Source organism: Pedobacter sp. L105 (genome assembly GCF_009765875.1).
Lineage (GTDB): Bacteria > Bacteroidota > Bacteroidia > Sphingobacteriales > Sphingobacteriaceae > Pedobacter.
The window spans coordinates 151,053-173,663 of sequence record NZ_LMUP01000004.1 but is presented as its reverse complement, the minus strand read 5'-3'; the positions used below and the strand labels follow the sequence as shown (position 1 = coordinate 173,663).

The following is a 22,611-nucleotide window of genomic DNA, read 5'->3' as shown; positions in this document are numbered from 1 at the left end:
AATACACTAAAATGAGACAAAATCAATCCCCTTACAGCAAATGCTTTTATGGTTTAGCGGTCTTGCTGCTGTTTATTCTGGAAAGTTGTTCTGTAAACCGGCAGATGGCTGGTAAAGTAAATGGTTTATTTAAAAATTCAGTCGCCTTAAATGATCATCTGGTAGGATTTGCCTTAGCTGATCTGGATAATGGGCAAGTGATCTATGAAAAAAATGCCGACAAATATTTTGTTGCGGCCTCCAATACCAAGCTGTTTACTTTTTATGCAGGACTGAAATTAATACCTGATTCCATTCCTTCCCTGAGATATATTGAAAAAGGAGATTCACTGATCTTCTGGGGAACCGGCGATCCTTCGTTCTTCCAGCGACGTCTAAAGGGAGTTCAGGCGGCCAATTTTCTGAAAAACAGCCATAAGCAGTTATTCTTTTCTCCCGGAAGGTATACAGGTAATTTTTACGGACCGGGTTGGGCATGGGACGATTACAATGATTATTACCAGGCAGAAATTACAGAGCTGCCTTTAATGGATAACCTGATCGAGGCAAAAAATACCAACGGAAAGTTAAGTATTGTACCTATTGTATTTACGGATAGTTTTAAGGTGGATAGCCTATCTGCAGAAAAAGCTTTTTACGCGGTGAGGAAGTTTAACCAGAACAGGTTTAACTATCCTGCTGTCACTATGGCTGCGAACTACGACCAGTTCATTCCTTATAAAACCAGTACAGCAACTACAGTACGGTTGTTAAATGATACGCTTCACGTTCCTGTCCAGGTGTTGCACATGGAGATGCCGGCTTCTGCAAAGTCCATTTATAACCTAAAATCTGAAGAAGTGTTGCGTGAAATGCTGCAGCCCAGTGATAATTTTATTGCCGAACAGCTGATGCTGGTTTATGCGAACCAGCTTCAGGGACCTTTAAATGCGACGGCAGTTATTCAATTTGTCCAGGAAAAGTATTTGGCTGGTTTACCTAATAAACCAAGATGGGTTGATGGATCGGGCTTGTCCAGGATGAACCTGTTTAGTCCGGCCGATATGATCGCCATCCTCCGGATGATAGATAAAGAAGTAAACAACAGGGAAAAACTATTCGGGATGCTGCCTGCAGGAGGCAAATCAGGGACGTTGAAAAGCACTTATCCTAAAACGGATCATCCTTTTATCTTTGGAAAAACAGGAAGCCTCTCCGGGGTGTATAACCAAAGCGGTTATGTGCTGACCAAAAAGGGAAGGGTACTGGTCTTTTCCTTCATGAACAATAACTTTGTTGGCCCTGCTGCTGATTCGAGGAAAGAAATGGTAAAAATCATGACTTACATTCACGAAAAATTCTAAAAGAAAGTATCGGGTTTAATGTTATTTTTGTTCGGATATGCAAAAATCCGCTGAATCGATTTACACTTTACAGTTTGGACTGGTCTGTTTAAGCTCCTTCCTTTTTTCTTCCAGCTTTAACATGCTGATCCCGGAATTGCCAGCTTACCTGACTGCCATGGGCGGGGCTTCTTACAAAGGATTGATCATTGCCTTGTTTACGCTCACTGCGGGCTTCTCCAGACCTTTTAGCGGAAAGCTGACCGATACGATCGGCAGGGTACCTGTGATGGCTGTAGGCTCTATTGTGTGTTTTATTTGCGGTTTCCTTTATCCGGTATTAACTACCATAGCGGGATTTTTATTCCTTAGACTGATCCATGGATTTTCTACAGGTTTTAAACCAACTGCCACCGCCGCTTTTGTGGCCGACCTGGTGCCGAAAAGCAGACTGGGCGAAGCGATGGGGATCCATGGTTTATGTTTTAGTACCGGACTGGCCATAGGCCCTGCAATAGGGAGCACTATTACTGATCACTTCTCTATAGATATCCTGTTTTACTGCTCTTCTTTATTTGCGCTGTTGTCCATTGTGATACTGGCTAATATGAAAGAATCGTTACAGGAAAAACAACGGTTCAGCTTTTCGCTTTTAAAAATCAAAAGAAAGGACATTGTTGAATGGAGGGTGATACCAGCTGCGCTGATTACCCTACTGAGTTATGTAAGTTATGGGGCGATATTAACTGTCATAGGCGATTGGAGCAAATACCTGGGGACCAACAATAAAGGGTTATTTTTTGTGGTATTTACGGTTACGTCTTTGTTGATCAGGTTCATTGCGGGCAAAGCATCCGACCAATACGGCAGGGTGCTGATCCTGAAAATATCCATTGTGATCATGTCCGTTTCACTGGTGTGGATAGGTTTAGCAGGTTCTTCATGGTCGCTCATGGGTGCCTCGGCTTTATACGGTATTGCTACAGGAATGTTATCCCCTGCAGCTTATGCCTGGACGATAGACCTGAGTGATCCTGAACATCGCGGAAAAGCAATGGCCACCATGTACATTGCGCTGGAGGCAGGTATCGGACTGGGGGCTCTGCTGGCTGGATGGCTGTTTGTGGATGATATCACTGCCATACCTGTAGCCTTTTTTATTTGCACAGGCGTTACCTTAAGCGGGTTAGCCTATCTTCAATTTATATGGAAAGCACCAAAAAAGGTAATCACCCTTACTGATTAGCGGCCACCAGTAGTTCTATATCTTTACAAGGCAGGTTAAATCTATTGGCCAGGTCTTTATTGGTCAGGTGTCCCTGGTAAATATACAGTGCATCCCTGATACCGGGTTTATTCCATACTACATTCATCAGCCCACCCATTTCACCTATATCCACCAGAATAGGGGTAAAGATATTTGTTAAGGCATAAGATGCTGTTCTTGGCACTCTGGAAGCGATATTAGGAACACAGTAATGGATCACATCATGTTTTCTAAAAATAGGGTCTTTATGGTTAGTCACTTCAGAAGTTTCAAAACAGCCGCCCTGATCTATACTTACGTCGATCACTACAGAGTCCGGTTTCATGCGGGCTACGGTTTCTTCCATAATAATACAGGGGCTTCGGCCATTGGTAGCCCTGATGGCGCCTATAACCACGTCGCAGGTGGTAACGGCTTTTCCCAGTACTATAGGTTGCATCACAGAGGTGAACACACGGCTGCCCAGGTTATTCTGGAGCCTGCGCAGGCGGTAGATAGAGCTGTCAAATACTTTAACCTCTGCACCCAGGGATAAGGCTGTACGGGCAGCATATTCGCCCACTGTTCCGGCACCGAGGATCACGATCTCCGTAGGAGGAACGCCGGTAAATCCACCGAGCATCAATCCTTTGCCACCGGTTACGCTGCTTAAATACTCGGCAGCAATAAAAATCGATGTGGCACCTACAATCTCGCTCATGGCGCGCACAACGCTTAAAATATTTCCTTCATCCCGCAGGTTTTCAAAACAGATGGCATTGATTTTTTTATCCAGCAGGGCTTTCAGGTAACTTTCTTTTAGTGCGCCCATTTGAAGGGCAGAGATCAGCGTCTGGCCTTTATGCAGTAATTCAATCTCTTCTACGGTTGGCGGGGCAATCTTAACGATGATATCGGCGTCAAAAACGTCCTTCTTGTTAAAAGTGATAATGGCACCCTGTTCACTGTAGTCATTATCAGAAAAATTAGCACCTGTACCGGCACCACTTTCCAGTAACACTTTATGTCCGTTGTTTACCAGCAGGGCAACAGACAAAGGGGTAAGGGCGATCCTGTTTTCCTGGAATGATATCTCTTTTGGGATGCCAATATAGAGGCTATTACTTTTCTGTTTTAACTCAGAGAGTGTCTCTTTAGGTTGTAGTAACCCTTTTTGAGCAATGGAGGCCATTTCTTCCCGTAATCCTGTAGCCATTTATCTAGATGATTTATTTGATTGAAATTAATAAAAATAAGATGAATTCAAGCATTTAAAAATAAAATCTCAGGACACTATACTAAAGCTGAACGCCCTCGTATCTGGAGAAAGAATGGCGATTTCTACCTTGGCATAACTTTCCGGAAGGATCTCGGCCACCAATTCCGGCCATTCGATGAGACATAAGTTACCGGAATAAAAATACTCTTCGTAGCCGATATCATAAGCTTCCTGTAAATTTTTGATCCTGTAAAAATCGAAGTGATAAATCACTTCATCGGCTGCGGCGTATTCATTAACGATAGAAAAAGTAGGGCTGCTCACCATATCCTCTACGCCTAATTCCGCACAGAGGGCTTTGATGAAAGTAGTTTTCCCGGCGCCCATTTCCCCTTCAAAAATGAATATCTTTTCTTCTCCTGCAAAATTAAGCAGCGCTTTTGCAGCACTGCTTAATTCGGTAAGGTCATGTATTTCAATACGCATGGGGTAAATTAGCGTGAACTGTAAGTGGCAATTGGAATGATCATCTCCTCTAAGGAGATCCCGCCATGCTGGAAGGTCTCGTTGTAATAATTCACAAACTGGTTGTAGTTATTCTGGTAAACAAAATAACGGTCTTCTTTTGCGAAAATATAGTTAGAGCTGATATTTATCTTCGGTAACTGTGCTTCATGAGGGTTTTTAATCAGGAAAACCTCTTTGGCATTATAATTCAGGTTTCTGCCCTGTTTGTAGCGCAGGTTAGTGTTCGTATTTCTATCGCCGATTACTTTACTTGGATGTTTCACCCTGATTGTTCCGTGATCGGTAGTGATGATCACCTTAACCTGTTTCTGCGCCAGCTTTTTAAGCAGTTCCAGTAAAGGGGAGTGTTCAAACCAGGATAAGGTAAGTGAGCGGTAAGCCGCATCATCATTTGCCAGTTCCCTGATCATGGCCATATCGGTACGGGCATGCGACAGCATATCCACAAAATTGTAAACAATAGCGTTAAACTCGTTCTGCATCAGGTTATTCACCTGCTCTGAAAGGGCTTTACCATCGTCGTAGGTAAGGATCTTATGGTAACTAAACTTACATTCTTTGCGCACACTGCGTTTGATCTGATCGGCAAGGAATGCTTCTTCATGCATATTCTTTCCACCTTCATCATCATCATTCTGCCACAGGGAAGGAAAGCGTTTTTCCATTTCAAGGGGCATCAGGCCAGAGAAAATTGAATTTCTGGCATATTGAGTAGCTGTAGGCAGGATACTGGAATAAGTATCTTCTTCATCCAGCCTGAAATGTTCGGTGATCAGCGGATTAATGATCTTCCATTGGTCATAACGTAAATTATCAATCAGGATAAAAAATACGGGTGTGGTAGAGTTGATGTGCGGAAAAGCTTTTTTCTTCAGCAGCTCATTAGATAGCAGCGGCGCTTTTTCCTTACCGTTTACCCATCCCAAATAATTGTCTTCAATGAATCTTGAGAACTGTGTATTGGCTTCAGACTTTTGCATGGTTAAAATCTCATGCATCTGCGGATCATCCAGTTTTTCTAATTCCAGTTCCCAGAAAACGAGTTTTTTATAAACTTCAACCCATTCTTCATAGCTCAGTTTCTCATTCAGCGTCATACCCAACCGTCTGAAATCCTGTTGGTAAGACATAGATGTTTTAGCGCTGATCAATCTTTTGTTATCTATAATCTTCTTGATCGTGAGCAGTACCTGTTTAGGGTTTACCGGTTTGATCAGGTAGTCGTCAATTTTAGAACCAATTGCATCTTCCATCAGGTTTTCCTCTTCACTTTTAGTGATCAGTACCACAGGAATATCGCTTTTGATATTTTTGATAGCAGAAAGGGTTTCGAGACCGCTCATGCCGGGCATATTTTCATCCAGGAAGACCAGGTCGAAATGCTCTTTTCCAAAAGCTTCCAGTGCGTCATTTCCATTGGTGAAAGTGGTAACGTGGTATCCTTTTTCGTTTAACAGTAATATATGCGGTTTTAATAGATTAATCTCATCATCGGCCCATAGAATCTTGGTTTCCTGCATTATTGTATATATAAGGTGTAAATAAATCCTCAAAAAGAGAGATCTCTTTCTTAAGTACGGATAAAAATAGCAATTTTTGTACCGTATAAATTATTTTCCAAAGATTGAACAAAAAGAAAATCATAAATGATCCTGTATACGGATTCATCAACATCCCTTCAGAGCTGATATTCGACCTGATATCGCACCCTTTTTTTCAGCGACTCAGGTATATTAAACAGCTGGGAATGACGCATTTAGTGTACCCTGGCGCTTTGCATACCCGTTTTCATCATGCCCTTGGTGCCATGCACCTGATGAGCCTTGCGATAGAGGTTTTAAGGGGTAAAGGACATGACATTTCGAAGACAGAAGAAGAGGCTGCCACAATTGCCATATTGCTGCACGATATAGGTCATGGACCTTTTTCCCATGCACTCGAACATTCACTGGTAAAGGGCATCCAGCATGAAGATATTTCCATGCTGATGATGGAAAAACTGAATGTAGAATTTGAGGGGAAATTAGGGCTTGCCATAGAAATATTTACGGGCAGGTATCCCAAAAAATTCCTTCATCAGCTGATCTCCAGTCAGCTGGACCTGGACAGGATGGACTATCTGAACCGGGACAGCTTTTTTACCGGCGTAAGTGAAGGGGTGATCAGCTTTGACAGGATCATCAAGATGTTTAATGTGGCAGATGACCATCTGGTGATCGAAGAAAAAGGGATTTATTCCATAGAGAAATTTCTCATTGCACGTCGCCTGATGTACTGGCAGGTTTACCTGCATAAAACAGTAATTGCCGGAGAGCAGCTGCTGGTTAAAATTTTAAAGAGGGCAAAAGAGCTGGCCGGTGAAGGACAGGAAGTATTTGCCACCCCTGCTTTACAACACTTTTTAAAAAATGAAGTTCTGGCAAAAGATTTCTTTGAATCGGACCTTCATTTACAGCAATTCGCAAAACTGGACGACCAGGATATCTTTACTTCAGTGAAGGTTTGGAGGGAACATGACGACAGGCTGCTTTCTTTGCTGTGCCAGATGCTGGTAGACAGAAACCTGTATAAAATTGAAATCAGTAATGAGCCGCCCGATGAAAATCGCGTGCAGATGATGAGGGAAAACGCAGAAGTCAGTCTGGAAATTAACCAAAACGACGTTTCATATTTCGTTTTTACGGATGTAATTAGCAACCGCGCCTATAATACCAAGGCAGGAAACAGTACAATTAACATTTTAATGAAAAATAATACGACAACTGATATTGCTAAAGCGTCTGATCTTTCGAACCTGGAATCGCTCGACAGGACCGTTAGAAAGCATATACTTTGCTATCCGAGAATAATTTAGCATTATTTAACAAAATAATTCATTTATTATCCCGTTTTTAGCCTTCGATTACGAGCAGCCCGACAAAATTAGCTTGCAGGGTTTATTTGTTCATATCAATTTAACATTTAACTTTGTAGAATGCAATTTACTGCCAAGCAGATAAGCGACTTTTTAAGTGGAACGATTGAAGGGGATGAAACCGCTAAGGTGACAGAACTTTCTAAAATAGAAGATGGCAAAGAGGGGTCCCTATGTTTTCTATCGAATCGTAAGTACGAACACTTTATTTATATCAGCAATGCTTCTGTAGTCATTGTAGGTGAGGACTTTTTTCCTGCGCAGCCAGTGACCTGTACGCTGGTTAAAGTTAAAGATCCGTATAGTGCATTTTCAGTTTTACTTGAAAAGTACAATGAGGTAATGAACACTTCCACCAAATCGGGAATAGAGCAACCCTCTTTTATTCATCCTTCTGCAAAAATTGGCAAAAACGTATTTGTAGGTGCTTTTTCGTATATTTCTGAAAATGTGGAGATTGGCGATTATACAGAAATATCTGCACAGGTATTTATTGGGGCCGATACAAAGATCGGGTCGCACAATACTTTCCATCCAGGGGTTAAAATTTATAACAGAACAGTAATTGGTGACAGAGTGGTGGTCCATTCCAACACCGTTATTGGCAGTGATGGTTTTGGCTTTGCGCCTCAGCCTGATGGAACGTATTCTAAAATTGCCCAGATAGGCAACGTAGTGATAGAAGATGACGTAGAGATAGGTGCCAATACGGCTATAGACCGGGCTACCATGGGTTCTACGTTCATTAGAAAAGGAGTAAAACTGGATAATCTAATCCAAATTGCACATAATGTGGAAGTGGGTGAAAATACCGTAGTTGCCGCACAGGCTGGTATATCCGGAAGCAGCAAAGTGGGCAAAAAATCTGTCGTGGGCGGTCAGGTAGGTATAGCCGGGCATTTATCACTGGCCAACGGCACCCAGATCGGTGCACAGGCAGGGGTTAACTTTAGCATTACAGAAGAAAATAAACAATGGCATGGTACTCCCGCTCAGCCGTTAAGGGACTGGATGAGGGCTTCTGTATTGTTCAGGCATCTTCCGGGGCTCGAGAAACGTATGACAAAAGTAGAGGCCGAATTAAAAAATGAAGCCGAGAATAGCATAATTAGTACTACACACAACAATAATGAACGTTAAACAAAAAACCATAAAAAGTGAGGTTTCTGTACAGGGGGTAGGCCTGCATACCGGAGCCAATGTTACTTTAACTTTTTGTCCCGCTCCGGAAAATCACGGATTCAAATTTCAGCGCACGGATTTGCCTGGGCAACCCATCGTAGATGCGGATTGTGATAATGTTTCAGATACCGCCAGGGGCACAACCATCACACAGAATGGCGCCAGCGTCAGCACGGTAGAGCATGTCATGGCTTCACTGGTAGGGATGGACCTTGATAATGTCCTGATGAAACTCGATGGGCCTGAATCGCCAATTATGGACGGAAGTGCCATTCTTTTTGTGGAAGCGCTGGAAAGTGTAGGTGTAGTACAGCAGTCGATAGACAGGGAATATTTCCAGATCCCCCACAATATCATTTATACAGAGGCCGATAGAAAAGTAGAGATCGTGGCGATGCCGCTGGATGATTACCGGTTTACCTGTATGATTGATTATAATTCTCCTGTATTGGGCAGCCAGCATGCGGTAATTTCCAGCATCGCTGAATTTAAAGATGAGATCGCTTCCTGCCGTACTTTTTGTTTTTTACATGAATTAGAATACCAGTTACAGAATAACCTGATCAAAGGCGGAGATTTAAACAACGCCATAGTGATCGTGGATAAGGAAGTAACCAGGGATGAGCTGGACCATCTCGCCAAAATATTTAACCGCGAGAAAATAGAAGTAGCACCACAGGGTATCCTGAACAATATGGAGCTGCGCTATCAGAATGAGCCGGCAAGGCACAAACTGCTGGATATGATCGGCGACCTTGCATTGGTAGGAATGTACCTTAAAGGCCATATTATGGCTGCAAGGCCTGGGCATGCGGCAAACATCGCCTTTGCCAAAAAAATTAAAGCTGCAATCAAAAAAGAGAAAAATAAAAAGGTACAGAAAGTTTATGATCCTTCTGTAAAACCACTATATGATGTAGTACAGATTATGGATATCCTTCCTCACAGACCTCCGATGCTGTTTATTGATAAGATTTTAGAATTATCGAAAACACATGTGGTTGGTGTGAAGAATGTAACCATGAATGAAGATTTTTTCAAAGGTCATTTTCCCGGCGCCCCTGTTCTTCCCGGAGTAATCCAGATTGAAGCTATGGCGCAAACCGGCGGTATCCTGGTATTAAGTACTGTACCTGATCCGAGAAATTACCTGACGTATTTCCTGAAGATCGATAAAGTGAGGTTCAGGGCCCAGGTAACACCTGGGGATACTATCGTTTTCAGATGCGACCTGATGGAGCCAATCCGCAGGGGCATTGCACAGATGAAAGGCGTGGGCATGGTAGGAGATAAAATAGTTGTAGAGGCAGAGATGATGGCCCAAATTTCAAAAGTAAAAGAAAGCGAACGCGTATCATGATACAACCTCTAGCATATATACATCCGGAAGCAAAGATTGGAGAAAATGTAACCGTAGAGCCGTTTTCGGTAATTCATAAAGACGTTGTTATTGGTGAAGGTACCTGGATTGCATCCAACGTAGTGATCATGGACGGCGCAAGAATTGGAAAGAACTGTAAAATATTTCCGGGATCGGTGATCTCTGGTGTTCCGCAAGACCTGAAGTTTGCCGGAGAGGTAACCACTGCAGAGATTGGCGACAATACCACGATCCGCGAATGCGTAACCATCAACAGGGGAACCAAAGATAAATGGAAAACCGTGATCGGCAGCAATTGCCTGATCCAGGCTTATTCCCATATTGCACACGATTGTGAAGTGGGAGATCATTGTATCTTCTCTAACAGCACTACACTGGCAGGGCATATTACCATTGGCAGTTATGTGGTTCTGGCAGGTCTGGTAGCCATCCATCAATTTGTTAAAGTGGGGTCGCATGCCTTTATTACCGGTGGTTCATTGGTAAGGAAAGATGTTCCTCCTTATGTTAAAGCTGCGAGAGAGCCTCTATCCTATGCAGGAATTAACTCTGTTGGATTGAGAAGACGTGGTTTTTCTTCCGAAAAAATTAATGAGATACAGGAAATTTACAGGGTTTTGTTCGTTAAACATAACAATGTAACCAAAGCCCTGGACAAGATAGAAGCAGAATTTGCACCTACAGAAATCCGTGATGAAATCGTTGATTTTATCAGGAACTCTAACAGAGGGGTAATGAAAGGCTTCGGAACAGCAGGCTAAAAAACATAATGACGATCGATTTAAAGGATGCCGGCAGAAGGTTTAACCAGGAATGGATTTTTAGAAACTTCAGTTACCAGTTCAGCGCTGCCGGTAAATATGCTATCCTGGGCCCTAATGGCTCAGGGAAATCGACCTTATTAAGTGTAATCCTGGGTAGTTTGGCGCCCTCTGAAGGCACGATCACCTATACCAATGGAGCAGAAGTTCCCATCGAAAAAATCTATACGTTGGTCAGCTTTGCTGCGCCTTACCTGGATCTGGTAGAGGAGTTTACCCTGCAGGAGACCATAGATTTTCATTTTAGATTTAAAGCGTTTTATCCCGGCCTGGATGCCGTAAAACTAATGGATATCCTGGGCCTGGTTAAAGCGCAGGATAAAGCTTTAAAGTATTTTTCTTCCGGTATGAAACAGCGGACCAAGCTCGCACTCGCCTGTTGTACCAATTCCCCTTTACTCTTTCTGGATGAACCAACTTCAAACCTCGATCAGCAGGGAATGGACTGGTATCATGAATTAATCAGGGATTTTACTGCTGATAAACTCGTTTTAGTGGGGTCTAACCAGGAAAATGAATATTCCTTTTGCGATAATTTAATAAAAATAACCGATTATAAGGGTTAATTTTCCTACCGATTGCAAGCAGAATGTCACGTATGATGCCCGTATTTCGCTTTATAAATAATATTTAATTTTTCTATTGTAGAATCCACAAATAGTTTTTACCTTTGCGGCACGAAATAGCGCTGCTGGTTTAAGCAAAATTTTCAGACAAATGGCAAAAGCATCAGAAGTAAAAAATGGTAATATTCTTCGTTTCAACGGAGAGCTGATTCAGGTAGAAGAACTGATTCACCGTACTCCTGGAAATTTAAGAGCTTTTTACCAGGCCAAGATGAGAAATATCAAAACCGGCAAGTTAGTGGAGTATAGGTTTCGTACAGATGAAGAGGTAACGATTTGTCGTGTAGAGACCAGTGATTACCAGTACCTGTATGAGGATGGAGATTTCCTCGTGGTAATGGACATTGTTTCTTTTGAGCAGTTTAATATCCCTAAATCATTATTCGGGGAGTCGGTTAAGTTCTTAAAAGAAGGAATGAATGTAGTAATCGCATTTGAGAGTGATGAGCCGATTCTGGCCAATATCCCTCAAAATGTAGAACTGGAAATCACTTATACTGAACCTGCTGTTAAAGGGGATACTTCTACCAGTGCCATGAAATATGCTACTGTAGAAACCGGTGTAGAAATTAAAGTGCCGTTGTTTATCAACCAGGGCGATAAAGTAAAGGTTGATACCCGTACAGGCGATTACGTAGAAAGAGTTAAATAAAGAGTTTTCATAGTTTAGTTTTAGGTTTAGGTTGATTTTGGCTTCGGAGTGGTTCCCGAAGCCATATTTTTTTATGGCTTTTTTTTAGCAGTGCAGGGTTGTTTCATCGGTAGTGTTCATTGTTTTAAAATGCTTTATAGCTGCCTATAGTGGTTTTGGCGCTAAATAGTTTTTAAACTTAAGTTTATGATTGGTTGCACCAGGATGTTTATCTTGCGGCAAATGCAGCATCATATGAATAAAGCAGCGATCAGGAAAGAAGCAATGGCACGCAGGATGGCACTCAGCCTGGATGAGGTAATTGGATTAAGTGAAAAACTGCTGCAACAGTTCTCTGCTTTAAATTTTGAGAAGATCTGCACCATTCATCTTTTCCTGCCCATACAGGAGAAAAACGAACCGGATACCTTTATGCTGGCCCGGTGGCTCAGGGAAAATCACCCGGATATCAGGATCATCGTTCCGAAAGCAGATTTTACCACTTCACTGATGACCCATCATCCTTACAGGGGCGAAGAAGAGCTGCAAAAAAGCCTGTTCAATATTCTGGAACCCATACTGGATGACGAATATACCGGAAAGATCGATATGGTGATTGTTCCCTTGCTGGCCTTTGACAGCAGAGGGTATCGCGTAGGTTATGGAAAAGGCTTTTATGACCGTTTCCTGGAAGGGCATGACGTCCTTAAAGTTGGTCTTTCCCTGTTTGAGAACGTGGATACCATTTCAGATACCCACGTGAATGATGTGCGTTTGAACCTATGCCTTACGCCCGAAAAAACTGTTTATTTCAATAACTAGGAGTTACGCTTCCAGTTCTACTACAATCGGGCAGTGATCTGAATGGATCGCGTCAGGCAGTATTTTCACACTTTTTACCCTTTCCAGCAAAGGGGCAGTAGCCAGATGGTAATCGATGCGCCAGCCCAGGTTCTTACCTCTTGATCCGGCCCTGTAACTCCACCAGGTATAATGATGCGGATCTTTATTGAAATGCCTGAACGTATCGATTAAACCGCTTTCCAGGAACAAACCCATCCATTCCCTTTCTTCTGGTAAAAAACCTGAAGAGTTAGCATTTGATTTAGGGTTATGAATATCTATCGGGGTATGGCAAATGTTATAATCACCGGAAATGATCAGATTTGGATGCGTTTCCCGTAACGTACTAATGTAGTTTTGAAAGAATGACATAAATTCATACTTTTTAACCTGTCTCTCGTCGCCGGATGATCCGGATGGAAGATATACACTCATCAGGGAGAACGTGTCAAAATCAGCCCTTAAAATGCGTCCTTCTTTGTCTATCCATTCTTCTCCGCAGCCATATTCTACATGGTTTGGTTTAATCTTCGTGAGGATAGCTACGCCGCTGTAGCCCTTTTTTTCTGCGGAGAACCAGTAATGATGGTAACCCAGCTGTTCGATCAGGGCAATGATTTCAGGAATTTGTACCGGCATGGCCTTAACTTCCTGCAAACAGATCATATCAGCATCCGATGCTTTTAGCCAGCCAAAGAAATCCTTGGTAGATGCCGCACGGATTCCATTCACATTGTAAGAAATTATCTTCATTCGTATTTATTTTTTTATGATTTATTGGTTGAGCGCAGGCCTGTCTTTTTCATCCATCAGGTACAGTTCTTTTTCGAGCCTGCGTGCCTGCCTTCTTTTGAGCAGGGTAACAGTCATTTTTATATCGGTTAATGGACGGTTGTTCTTATCTCCTGGTACAACTGAGATGCTATCCACCATGGGCAGGCCGTTAACTACTTCACCAAACACAGTATATTTTCGGTCTAAATGAGGGCTGCCGCCAATTCTTTTATAGACTTCGCGCTGCCACTGCGGAAGTTTAAAATGAAGCCTTTTAATTTCTACGCTATCCAGCAGTGAATCTGTGAATTTTTTCCCTTCTACAATATAGAACTGACAGCCGCTGGAAGCCATTTTTGGATTGTCGTCCCTTGCGGCGCCAAGAACGCCTTTTTTGTGAAAAAGGCTATCCCGAAATTCTGCCGGGATCGTATAACCCACATCTCCGTTACCCAGCTCTATACCAGGAGCTGCGGTTTTAGAATCAGGATCTCCGCCCTGTATCATAAATGATTTGATTACCCGATGGAAGAGCACACCATTGTAAAATCCTTTTTTTACCAGTTTTACAAAGTTATCACGGTGCTGCGGGGTTGTATTGTATAACATGATGATACATTCACCATAAGACGTTTTTACTCTTACATACTGATGTTTTGGTTTGGCAGCAAAAGCAGAGAGCAGGCACAGGGATAACAGGAGCGTTAAAATTTTTCTCATTGACAGGCTATTTTTGGCTAAGTTATCAAATTTATTACTACGTTTGTTAGTAATGACTTCCACTGGTCAGCTAACACGGCCTCACATACGGATGAAACTGAAACAAAAATTAGCTTTAGGATTGTGCATCTTTTACCTGGTTAGCGTAATTGGTGTTGCTTTGAGCCTGCATTTTTGCGGAGGTGAGTTGTCGGCCGTTCATTTTACCCAGTTAAGCAGCCCAAAGGGATGCGGGATGGAGAAGGCGGCATCAACCAGTAGCTGTTGCAAAAATACGTCTGTAGATGCGAAAATAAAAGACTGTCACCAGTCGGGCGTAAAAACCGAATTGCCAAAAACTTTTAGTGTGCATTGGTTTCTGCCTCCTTTTCTTTCAGACATTTTTGATGTCATTTTACCCAAGCTGTTTTCTAAGGTGGAAAATAAGGCGCCGCCCTTTTCTTCGCGTATTGCATTACATGTATTCAACTGCGTTTTCAGGAATTAAATCAGGAATAAATTAACCCCCTTACCAGGCTTTCTGGTACCCTTAATTTATTGCTATTTTTTATTTCAAATTCATTTCATATGAAAACGATCAGTTATTTGATTCTTTTTTTTATCCTCACCGGAGGTAATACTTTCGCACAGCAAATTTCAAAAGCAGAACTACAGGTTAACGGATTAACCTGTTCCATGTGCTCCAAAGCCACAGAAACTTCATTGCGAAGTTTAGGCTTTATCGAAACGGTTACACCCAATCTGAACAAAAATATTTTTGTACTCACTTTTAAAACAGGCCAGCAGGTAGATATCGACCAGATCAGGGACAAGGTTCAGGATGCCGGGTTTTCTATAGGCGATCTTTCTGCAACATTCAATTTCAGCAATATGGCTATTGACAGCGCCGGCCTGGCAAAGTCGGACGGACAGGTTTTTCAGTTTGTTAATGCCAAAAATCAAACCCTCAACGGAGTAGTTACAGCGCGCATACTGGATAAGGATTTTATTACCTCTTCGGCATTTAAGAAAAAAGCTGCAGAGCTAAAGTCGGCTACTTACCTGAGTGGCAAAGGTATAGTTGACGGACGTGAAACACGTATATTTCACCTGAGTATCTAAACCTCAGGCATGAAATATTTATTGATAACAAGCCTGGCCTTTGTGCTGGGCTTGCACCTGCATGCAGACGCCCAGGAATTATTTGTTTTTACAGAGCCTGCAAGTAACATGGCGGCAAAGTCAATTGGTGTAAGGTTAACCAATGAAGACATGCTGAACAGCGGATCAACCTACCGCACCATACCAGAGGTAATGGTGAGTTTTAACAAACACCTGATGGTACATGGGCAGGCTTTTTTATCTGACTTTGATGGAAATTACCGGCTGGAAGGAGGAAGTGTGTACGCTAAATATCGTTTTCTTTCTATAGATGACAGTCAGCGGCATTTCCGTGTCTCAGCATTCGGACGTCTAAGTACCAGCAGCAGGCCTACCTATACAGAAGATATTAACCTGGAGGGAGATAACAGCGGTGCCCAGGCAGGGCTGGTGGTTACACAGCTGCTGCATAAACTGGCCTTATCAGGCAGCCTGAGTTATATCAAGGCATTTGATCCGGAGAGCCGCAGGATAACTGGAATGCCACAGCCCGATCAACTGATCAGTTATAGTTTATCATCCGGATATCTGGTTCTCCCAGTGTTGTATAAAAGATACGATCAGCCGAATTTCAACATCTACTTTGAAATGCTGGGTAAAACAAATCCGGCAGATGGTAAATCCTATCTCGACTTTGCACCTGCTATACAAACCATACTGAATAGCAGAACAAGGATCGATTTTGGCTATCGGTTTCAGGTTGCGGGCGGTATCCCCGGACGGTACAATAAAAGCATGTTTCTTCTAAGAGCGGAATTTAATTTCTTTAATGTTTTATAAATAATGCCTTTTTGAAACACCATGCACTGCGTTTTCTTAACATACATCAAATGGGAATAATTTAATTCGCTTTATTTTTGTATTGCTGATCATTCAATTATTGTATTAGCAATAGCTTATGGCAAACTTGTCAGAAATCAAGAATTTAACAGGAAACCTTCCAGTTCAGGACGAACTAATGCCCGCTTTTTTTATCGGTCATGGTTCTCCTATGAACGGAATTGAAGATACGGAATTTAGTAGTAAATGGGCAGAAATAGGACGTACCGTTCCTGTCCCGAAAGCAGTGATTGTAGTTTCAGCACACTGGTTTACCAAAGGAACAGCTGTTACGGCAATGAATTTCCCGAAAACTATACATGATTTCGGGGGATTTCCGCAGGCCTTGTTTGATGTGCAATATCCTGCACCCGGAAGTCCTGAGCTGGCAGCAGAAACAGCTAAAATGATTACCAGTACGAATGTTGAACTGGATCACGACTGGGGACTGGATCACGGTGCCTGGACGGTATTGGCCCATATGTTCCCGGAAGCCAATATTCCAATCCTTCAGCTCAGTATAGATTATACCAAAGACCCAAAGGCGCATTACGATCTGGCGAAGGAACTGTATCAGCTCCGCAGAAAAGGGGTGCTGATCATGGGCAGCGGTAATATCGTGCACAACCTGAGAATGCTGAACTGGGAAATGATCAATGGAGGCGGCTATGATTGGGCATTGGAGATCAACGATCAGTTTAAAAGCCTGATCATGAATAGTGACCACCAGCCTTTAATGAATTATCAGAGTTTGGGTAAGGCTGCCCTGATGGCGATACCTACACCGGAACATTATCTTCCTTTGTTATATACCTTAGGATTGAAAAACGACAGGGAAGAGGTATCTTTATTTAACGATAAAGCCATTGGCGGATCGTTAACCATGACTTCGGTAAGGATTGGCTAATCTGTAACATTTATAAAATCTGCGTTGTTTTGGTTTTAAGGGAAGCTTTTTATCTTTAAATTGCAGGTATCCCTAGCCTTTAGTCAGGAAACCAACCAAAATGAAGAAAATAATTATTGCTCTCTTATTTGCAGCAACGGGTGCCCGTGCGCAGCAGGTACCTACGTTGACCGTAGAAAAAATTATGCGCGACCAGAAATGGATGGGCACTTCACCTTCAGATTACCGATGGTCTGCTGACAGCAGAAAAGTATATTTTACCTGGAATCCTGAAAATAAAGATAAAGCCCATTTATATCAGGTAGCTGTAAGCTCAGGTAAACCTGTTCAGGCCGATAGTACCAATGCCGACAGGGAAGTGATGCCCGATTATACTTATAATGCTGCCCATACTTTGGGTGTAAGCGAAAAAGGGGGAGATCTGTATTGGTATGAGCTGAAAACCAATAAAACGCACCGGCTTACCCATACCGCAGAGCATAAAAGCGATCCTTTTTTCCTGGCCAATGGTGATCTTGCTTTTCAGCAGGATGGAAATATATTCACGATCGATCTGAAAACGAACGAACTGACACAGCTAACGAATTTTGTAAAGGGAAAAAAAGCTGAAGATCAAAAGCTGAACCAGCAGGATGCCTGGCTTAAAAATGAGCAAAGTGAGCTTTTTGATGTGATCAAAGAGAAAAAGAAGAAGGCTGCCCGCGGAGAATCAGGAGGGCTGGTTCATCAAAAGCCATTGAAAGCATTATACCTGGGTGATGAATCACTGCGTAATGTAATCGTGAGCCCTGATGCCCGGTACATTAGCTATCAGCTGATGGCGAGGAACACTGACCACAAATCAACCGCTGTTCCCAGTTATGTCACTGCTTCAGGATATACTGAAGATATTCCCGGACGTACCAAAGTAGGTACACCACTTCCATCTTTTGAAAGCTTTATCTATGATCAGCAAAAAGATTCGGTTTACAAGGTGCAAACTGCGCAGATACCAGGGATAAAGGACCTGCCAGATTATCTGAAAGATTACCCAAAAGAACTGGAAACTGCCAAAACGAAAAATGCCGACCGTAAGGTTAATTTATCCGGCCCCATCTGGAATACATCCGGCAGTGCCGCCCTGGTAGTTGCAGAATCTCAGGATAATAAGGATCTCTGGATATTGAAATTAGAACCCTCGACAGGAAATCTGACACTATTAGACAGACAGCGTGATGAAGCCTGGATTGGTGGTCCTGGTGTTGGTGCCGATGGCGTGAAGTGGATTGACAATGATCATTTCTACTTCCAGAGCGAAGCCAGCGGATATTCTCACTTATATACTTATGACCTGCCCAAAGGGACAAAAAAACAGCTCACCAGTGGTAAATGGGAGGTTCAGCAAGTGCAGTTATCCCTGGATAAAAAGACATTCTATTTTACTGCCAATATGGAACATCCGGGTATCACTCATTTTTACAGTGTGAGTGTAAATGGAGGAAAACCGGTAAAACTGACCAGCATGAAAGGCGGCAACCGGATTACACTGTCACCTGATGAAAAATGGCTGGCCATAGATTATTCTTATATGAATAAACCATGGGAATTATACATTCAGGCCAACAGACCTGGCGCAAAGGCTGTTCAGGTAACTGAAAGTGAATCTGCAGAGTTTAAAGCTTATCCATGGCGAGAACCGGAAATGGTTACTTTTAAAAACAGGTACGGAGCAGATGTATATGCCAGGGTTTATCCTGCGGCACATCCCTCGGCTACTCATCCTGCTGTTGTTTTTGTACATGGCGCAGGTTATTTGCAGAATGTACATTACTGGTGGAGCCAGTACCCTCATGAATACTTGTTTAACAACCTGCTGGCCGATAATGGTTATACGGTAATCGATATCGATTATACAGGAAGCGCAGGTTATGGCAGAGACCACCGTACCGGCATTTATCGCCATATGGGAGGCAAAGACCTGACAGATCAGGTAGACGGCGTGAAATTACTGGTAGATAAATATCATGTAGATCCTAAACATGTAGGTATATATGGCGGTTCTTACGGTGGTTTCATTACCCTGATGGCGCTATTTAAAGAAGGTGATGTGTTTACATCTGGCGGGGCATTAAGGTCTGTGACCGACTGGGCGCATTATAACCATGGGTATACGTCAAATATCCTCAATGAGCCTTTTAATGATGAAATAGCCTATAAACAGAGTTCCCCTATTTATTTTGCTGACGGACTGAAAGGCAATTTGCTGATGTGCCATGGTATGGTAGACGAAAATGTTCACTTTCAGGATATCGTCAGGTTAAGCCAGCGTTTAATAGAATTAGGAAAAAACAATTGGGAGCTGGCTGTATTTCCTGTAGAAGACCATGGCTTTGTACAGCCGTCCAGCTGGACAGATGAATACAAGCGGATCTTTAAATTATTTGAAACTACCCTCAAGAAGTAATAGAGGATATCTAATTGATAAGGCATATATATAGTTTCTGTCTATATGCCTATCAATATTAAATATCCGTTATCTTTTTTGTTCTATTGATAAAACAGGCTTATTGGCGTACTTTTGCAAAACGAAAAAAACAATATTATGATAAACATAGGTGAACAATTCCCGTCGTATTCAAAGCCAGCTGTAGTAAGTATAGAAAAAGGAAAAGAGTTTGAAACATTAACTTCTGATTCCTTAGTAAATGAGAACAACCAATGGACATGTATGTTTTGGTGGCCAAAAGATTTTACTTTTGTTTGTCCTACCGAAATCGCTGAATTCAATGCTAATTTCGGTGAGTTCCGTGACCGTGACACAACTTTGATCGGTGCTTCTACTGATTCAGAAAACGTGCATTTGGCCTGGAGACACAATCATGATGATTTACGTGGTTTAAAATTCCCAATGCTTGCTGATACTTCAAAATCATTGGCTACAGCCTTGGACATTTTAGAGCCAACTGAAAAAATCGCTTACCGTGCAACTTTCATCATTGATCCACAAGGAATTATCCGTTGGGCCAGTGCAAATGACTTAAGCGTTGGACGTAATGTAAAAGAAGTATTAAGAGTACTTGATGCTTTGCAAACTGACGAACTTTGTCCTTGTAACTGGGAAAAAGGTGAAGCTACATTAACTGTTTAATCTTATCTCTTTATAGAAAAGTCCCTGTAAATGCTTTTTGCAGGGACTTTTTTTATATTTTAATCTCTAAAAAATGAGCGAAATCACTGAAACTATACAAGAATTATTAGCTGTTGTAGGCTTAGATGCTGAATACAGGAATGATACCCTTGGCCTGCTGGAAAAAGGTAACTCCAGATATGTAAGGGACCTTAAATTAAATTTCACCAGCACATTCACCTCTGCACACTTATCTGAAAAGGAATGTGCATTGGTAGCGTTGAGCATAGCTGTAAATAACAATAATAAAGTACTGACCGAGTTTTTTGAGAAACAGTCTATTGAAAAAGGCGCTACAGCAGAAGATGTTGCTGAAGCTGCGGGTTGTGCTTCTTTATTGGCTTTAAATAATGTTTTTTACCGTTTCCGTCACTTTACAGGAAAAGAAAAATATACCCAGATCCCTGCCCGCGTGCGCATGCAACTGATGAGCAGCCCGGTAACAGGAAAAGAATTCTTTGAATTAATGAGTTTAGCCGTTTCTGCCGTTAACGGATGCGAAATGTGTGTAAATGCTCATGAGAAATCTATTCTTGGCTTAGGCGCTACAGAAGAACGTGTATTTGATGCTGTACGTATCGCATCTATCGTTACTTCTGCTGGTAAAGTCCTTTACTAGGTCTATTTCATTTACGAATGGTGTAAACCGGCTGATAAAAAAAAAGCGAAGAGGAACAAGTGTTCTTCTTCGCTTTTTTGTTAAAAAAATCATCTTATAAATTATTATTGCTTAGCCTTTCTATGGCTAAATTGACAAATCTTTCATTTGAAAAAAGCGTCTTTTTCCTGTCGCTCCACTGGTAAAGATATGCTGAAATTTTATCGGGTGACTTCGTATCGTACTGTTGAGCTATAAAATCAATTGTTGACAGAAGTTCTAATCCAAATGATGAATAAAACCCGGTAAGAAATTGCTTAGTGCGTTCTACAATCTCTCTTAAATGTAGGTTAGCAGGCTCATTTAAATAGTTAATAACATCATTTTCTGAGTCTCTCATAATACCAAGTTCCTCAAATGGTTTTTTATCTTTGGAGCTATAGCCTGTAATGTAACTACCGTTTAGATAATAAAGTACATGTTTTACTTTTCCAGAATAAGGGCCATAAAAATTAGGTTGAAAATCTAATTTAAAAATGTCCTGTGCCCCAAAACGTTGAAGGAAGTATGCAATCTTTTCTGATGCAAATTCAGATACAAATTCACCGTTATTAACCAGATCGAATAACACAGATAATAACATCGCCCTTGCAGGAGTTAATTTAACACGTTCTTTTTTCAGTACTTCCTGAATGGTTGTTGTAGGCTGGTATATGTAAATATTACTATCAACTTCAGATAGATATTGTTGCATGAGCGACTTAACTTTATTCCATTCTAAACCTCCGTTTCCTGCTCCTAAAGGAGGAATAGCAATTGATTTTATATTTCTTTTCTGAATGGCTAAAACCAGTTCTTTTAGACCAGTCTCAATATAGCTGTATTCTGATGGTTTTCTCCAGTCCGTTTTTGTTGGAAAATTAATAATTGTTTTTTTTCCATTCAAAAGTGATTCTTCTTCATTAATCAATAACTCGCCGGTATGAAATGTTTTATTCTTACATGCCTTTTCATAGGTCTTATAGTTAGATGGGAACTGTTTTTTAAATTGTAAAGCAATCCCTTTGCCCATAACCCCTACAGTATTAACCGTATTAACCAGTGCTTCTGCGGGGCTTTCTAATAAGTTTCCTGTTACAAACTCTATCATGATCAAAAGTAATATTCCTGTCTAACAATTATTTTTTTTTCTTCGACTCCTAATTCAATTAATTTCTCCTTTGAAGCTTGATTATATACAGCGTAACCTAATATCGCAGCAATTGGAACATCATCTTCTACCAAAAATTCAGCTTCCTTTTTTCTTTTTAAATCCAGGTCTTTGTCATCCTTCCAATATTTGGCTTTAATAGCGTCAATGTCAATGATATTTTCGATAGCCGCAATATGGCTTTGATCATATGGTAAACTTAAACCATCAACAGCATGGCCGTCAGTGAATATAAACTGCAGATTATGCTTAATCATTTGTTCTACACTGCTGATACAATATACAATATTTTCAGCTAAAGTTGCATTGACTTCATTAAAACCATGTTAAATCACATATAACATCGGCATGCGGGTTCCGAAATAAAATGGAATAAAACTTCCTAATTTCTGACCATTGCTTAGCTGAAAATTTTGACGGTTTGAAATTAAACTGCTATCACCGATAGAACGATACAAAGGGTTTTTATTTGGAGATGAGATATGAGTAATTCCCTTTATAAGGATATGCGGTATGTTGTCTATGTGCACCATCCTGTATAAATATCTTTTACTTAAATCGGGC

At 41.6% G+C, this 22,611-nt stretch carries 22 protein-coding genes and 1 pseudogene; 16 read left to right on the top strand and 7 right to left on the bottom strand.

Annotation, left to right across the window (positions count from 1 at the left end; genetic code table 11):
• Positions 1–11 precede the first annotated feature (11 nt).
• Positions 12–1,343 (top strand): D-alanyl-D-alanine carboxypeptidase/D-alanyl-D-alanine-endopeptidase, encoded by a 1,332-nt coding sequence (locus GSQ84_RS05875; protein WP_158796336.1) that lies wholly within the window; start codon positions 12–14, stop codon positions 1,341–1,343.
• A 37-nt stretch (positions 1,344–1,380) separates the two neighbouring features.
• On the top strand, positions 1,381–2,568 hold the full coding sequence (locus GSQ84_RS05870; protein ID WP_158796335.1) for an MFS transporter: 1,188 nt from the start codon (positions 1,381–1,383) through the stop codon (positions 2,566–2,568).
• On the opposite strand, the gene GSQ84_RS05865 is transcribed toward GSQ84_RS05870, so the two are convergent.
• The 3 genes from GSQ84_RS05865 to GSQ84_RS05855 all read right to left on the bottom strand — a co-directional run bounded on the left by GSQ84_RS05865 (position 2,558) and on the right by GSQ84_RS05855 (position 5,835).
• A complete protein-coding gene (locus GSQ84_RS05865) occupies positions 2,558–3,784 on the bottom strand; it encodes an alanine dehydrogenase (protein ID WP_158796334.1) in 1,227 nt (408 codons plus the stop codon). The two genes, GSQ84_RS05870 and GSQ84_RS05865, sit on opposite strands and share 11 nt — an antisense overlap.
• 69 nt (positions 3,785–3,853) lie before the next feature.
• Positions 3,854–4,273: a tRNA (adenosine(37)-N6)-threonylcarbamoyltransferase complex ATPase subunit type 1 TsaE gene (gene tsaE, locus GSQ84_RS05860; RefSeq protein WP_158796333.1), complete on the bottom strand. Its 420-nt coding sequence runs from the start codon at positions 4,271–4,273 to the stop codon at positions 3,854–3,856.
• 8 nt (positions 4,274–4,281) lie between these two features.
• On the bottom strand, positions 4,282–5,835 hold the full coding sequence (locus tag GSQ84_RS05855; protein ID WP_158796332.1) for a bifunctional response regulator/alkaline phosphatase family protein: 1,554 nt from the start codon (positions 5,833–5,835) through the stop codon (positions 4,282–4,284).
• 104 nt (positions 5,836–5,939) lie between these two features.
• Here GSQ84_RS05855 and GSQ84_RS05850 point away from each other — a divergent pair, with 104 nt between their 5' ends.
• The 7 genes from GSQ84_RS05850 to GSQ84_RS05820 all read left to right on the top strand — a co-directional run bounded on the left by GSQ84_RS05850 (position 5,940) and on the right by GSQ84_RS05820 (position 12,692).
• Entirely contained in the window at positions 5,940–7,169 is a 1,230-nt protein-coding gene (locus GSQ84_RS05850) for an HD domain-containing protein (RefSeq protein ID WP_158796331.1), read from the top strand.
• A 120-nt stretch (positions 7,170–7,289) separates the two neighbouring features.
• A complete protein-coding gene (gene lpxD / locus GSQ84_RS05845) occupies positions 7,290–8,369 on the top strand; it encodes a UDP-3-O-(3-hydroxymyristoyl)glucosamine N-acyltransferase (protein ID WP_158796330.1) in 1,080 nt (359 codons plus the stop codon).
• Positions 8,359–9,771: a bifunctional UDP-3-O-[3-hydroxymyristoyl] N-acetylglucosamine deacetylase/3-hydroxyacyl-ACP dehydratase gene (locus GSQ84_RS05840; protein WP_158796329.1), complete on the top strand. Its 1,413-nt coding sequence runs from the start codon at positions 8,359–8,361 to the stop codon at positions 9,769–9,771. Before lpxD ends, GSQ84_RS05840 begins: the two co-directional genes overlap by 11 nt.
• On the top strand, positions 9,768–10,553 hold the full coding sequence (gene lpxA / locus GSQ84_RS05835; protein ID WP_158796328.1) for an acyl-ACP--UDP-N-acetylglucosamine O-acyltransferase: 786 nt from the start codon (positions 9,768–9,770) through the stop codon (positions 10,551–10,553). The genes GSQ84_RS05840 and lpxA overlap by 4 nt, the downstream gene beginning before the upstream one ends.
• Positions 10,554–10,561: 8 nt before the next feature.
• Positions 10,562–11,179, top strand: coding sequence for an ATP-binding cassette domain-containing protein (locus tag GSQ84_RS05830; protein WP_158796327.1), 618 nt, complete (start codon positions 10,562–10,564; stop codon positions 11,177–11,179).
• Positions 11,180–11,330: 151 nt separating this feature from the next.
• Positions 11,331–11,891 carry an elongation factor P gene (gene efp / locus GSQ84_RS05825; protein WP_158796326.1) on the top strand — a complete coding sequence of 187 codons (561 nt, stop codon included), beginning with the start codon at positions 11,331–11,333 and terminating at the stop codon, positions 11,889–11,891.
• A gap of 234 nt (positions 11,892–12,125) precedes the next feature.
• Positions 12,126–12,692 carry a 5-formyltetrahydrofolate cyclo-ligase gene (locus GSQ84_RS05820; RefSeq protein WP_158797346.1) on the top strand — a complete coding sequence of 189 codons (567 nt, stop codon included), beginning with the start codon at positions 12,126–12,128 and terminating at the stop codon, positions 12,690–12,692.
• Positions 12,693–12,695: 3 nt separating this feature from the next.
• On the opposite strand, the gene GSQ84_RS05815 is transcribed toward GSQ84_RS05820, so the two are convergent.
• Entirely contained in the window at positions 12,696–13,466 is a 771-nt protein-coding gene (locus GSQ84_RS05815; protein WP_158796325.1) for an exodeoxyribonuclease III, read from the bottom strand.
• 21 nt (positions 13,467–13,487) lie between these two features.
• Complete coding sequence (locus GSQ84_RS05810) at positions 13,488–14,207, bottom strand: peptidylprolyl isomerase (RefSeq protein ID WP_158796324.1); 720 nt, start codon at positions 14,205–14,207, stop codon at positions 13,488–13,490.
• Between the two features lie 91 nt (positions 14,208–14,298).
• On the opposite strand from GSQ84_RS05810, the gene GSQ84_RS05805 reads away from it, so the two are divergent.
• The 7 genes from GSQ84_RS05805 to GSQ84_RS05775 all read left to right on the top strand — a co-directional run bounded on the left by GSQ84_RS05805 (position 14,299) and on the right by GSQ84_RS05775 (position 20,858).
• Positions 14,299–14,694 carry a hypothetical protein gene (locus GSQ84_RS05805; protein ID WP_158796323.1) on the top strand — a complete coding sequence of 132 codons (396 nt, stop codon included), beginning with the start codon at positions 14,299–14,301 and terminating at the stop codon, positions 14,692–14,694.
• 80 nt (positions 14,695–14,774) lie between these two features.
• The gene (locus GSQ84_RS05800; RefSeq protein ID WP_158796322.1) at positions 14,775–15,308 is read left to right on the top strand and encodes a heavy-metal-associated domain-containing protein; all 534 of its coding nucleotides are present in this window, start codon (positions 14,775–14,777) and stop codon (positions 15,306–15,308) included.
• Between the two features lie 9 nt (positions 15,309–15,317).
• Positions 15,318–16,127 (top strand): hypothetical protein, encoded by an 810-nt coding sequence (locus GSQ84_RS05795; protein ID WP_158796321.1) that lies wholly within the window; start codon positions 15,318–15,320, stop codon positions 16,125–16,127.
• A 118-nt stretch (positions 16,128–16,245) separates the two neighbouring features.
• The gene (gene ygiD / locus GSQ84_RS05790; RefSeq protein WP_158796320.1) at positions 16,246–17,073 is read left to right on the top strand and encodes a 4,5-DOPA dioxygenase extradiol; all 828 of its coding nucleotides are present in this window, start codon (positions 16,246–16,248) and stop codon (positions 17,071–17,073) included.
• Between the two features lie 100 nt (positions 17,074–17,173).
• The gene (locus tag GSQ84_RS05785) at positions 17,174–19,516 is read left to right on the top strand and encodes a prolyl oligopeptidase family serine peptidase (protein ID WP_158796319.1); all 2,343 of its coding nucleotides are present in this window, start codon (positions 17,174–17,176) and stop codon (positions 19,514–19,516) included.
• Between the two features lie 138 nt (positions 19,517–19,654).
• Positions 19,655–20,200: a peroxiredoxin gene (locus tag GSQ84_RS05780; protein WP_090557719.1), complete on the top strand. Its 546-nt coding sequence runs from the start codon at positions 19,655–19,657 to the stop codon at positions 20,198–20,200.
• 73 nt (positions 20,201–20,273) lie between these two features.
• Positions 20,274–20,858 carry a carboxymuconolactone decarboxylase family protein gene (locus GSQ84_RS05775; protein ID WP_158796318.1) on the top strand — a complete coding sequence of 195 codons (585 nt, stop codon included), beginning with the start codon at positions 20,274–20,276 and terminating at the stop codon, positions 20,856–20,858.
• Positions 20,859–20,952: 94 nt separating this feature from the next.
• Here the strand turns inward: GSQ84_RS05775 and GSQ84_RS05770 are convergent, their stop codons facing one another.
• Positions 20,953–21,987 (bottom strand): macro domain-containing protein, encoded by a 1,035-nt coding sequence (locus tag GSQ84_RS05770; RefSeq protein ID WP_158796317.1) that lies wholly within the window; start codon positions 21,985–21,987, stop codon positions 20,953–20,955.
• 2 nt (positions 21,988–21,989) lie between these two features.
• Positions 21,990–22,580, bottom strand: a pseudogene (locus tag GSQ84_RS28000) (DUF4433 domain-containing protein).
• Positions 22,581–22,611: the final 31 nt, after the last annotated feature.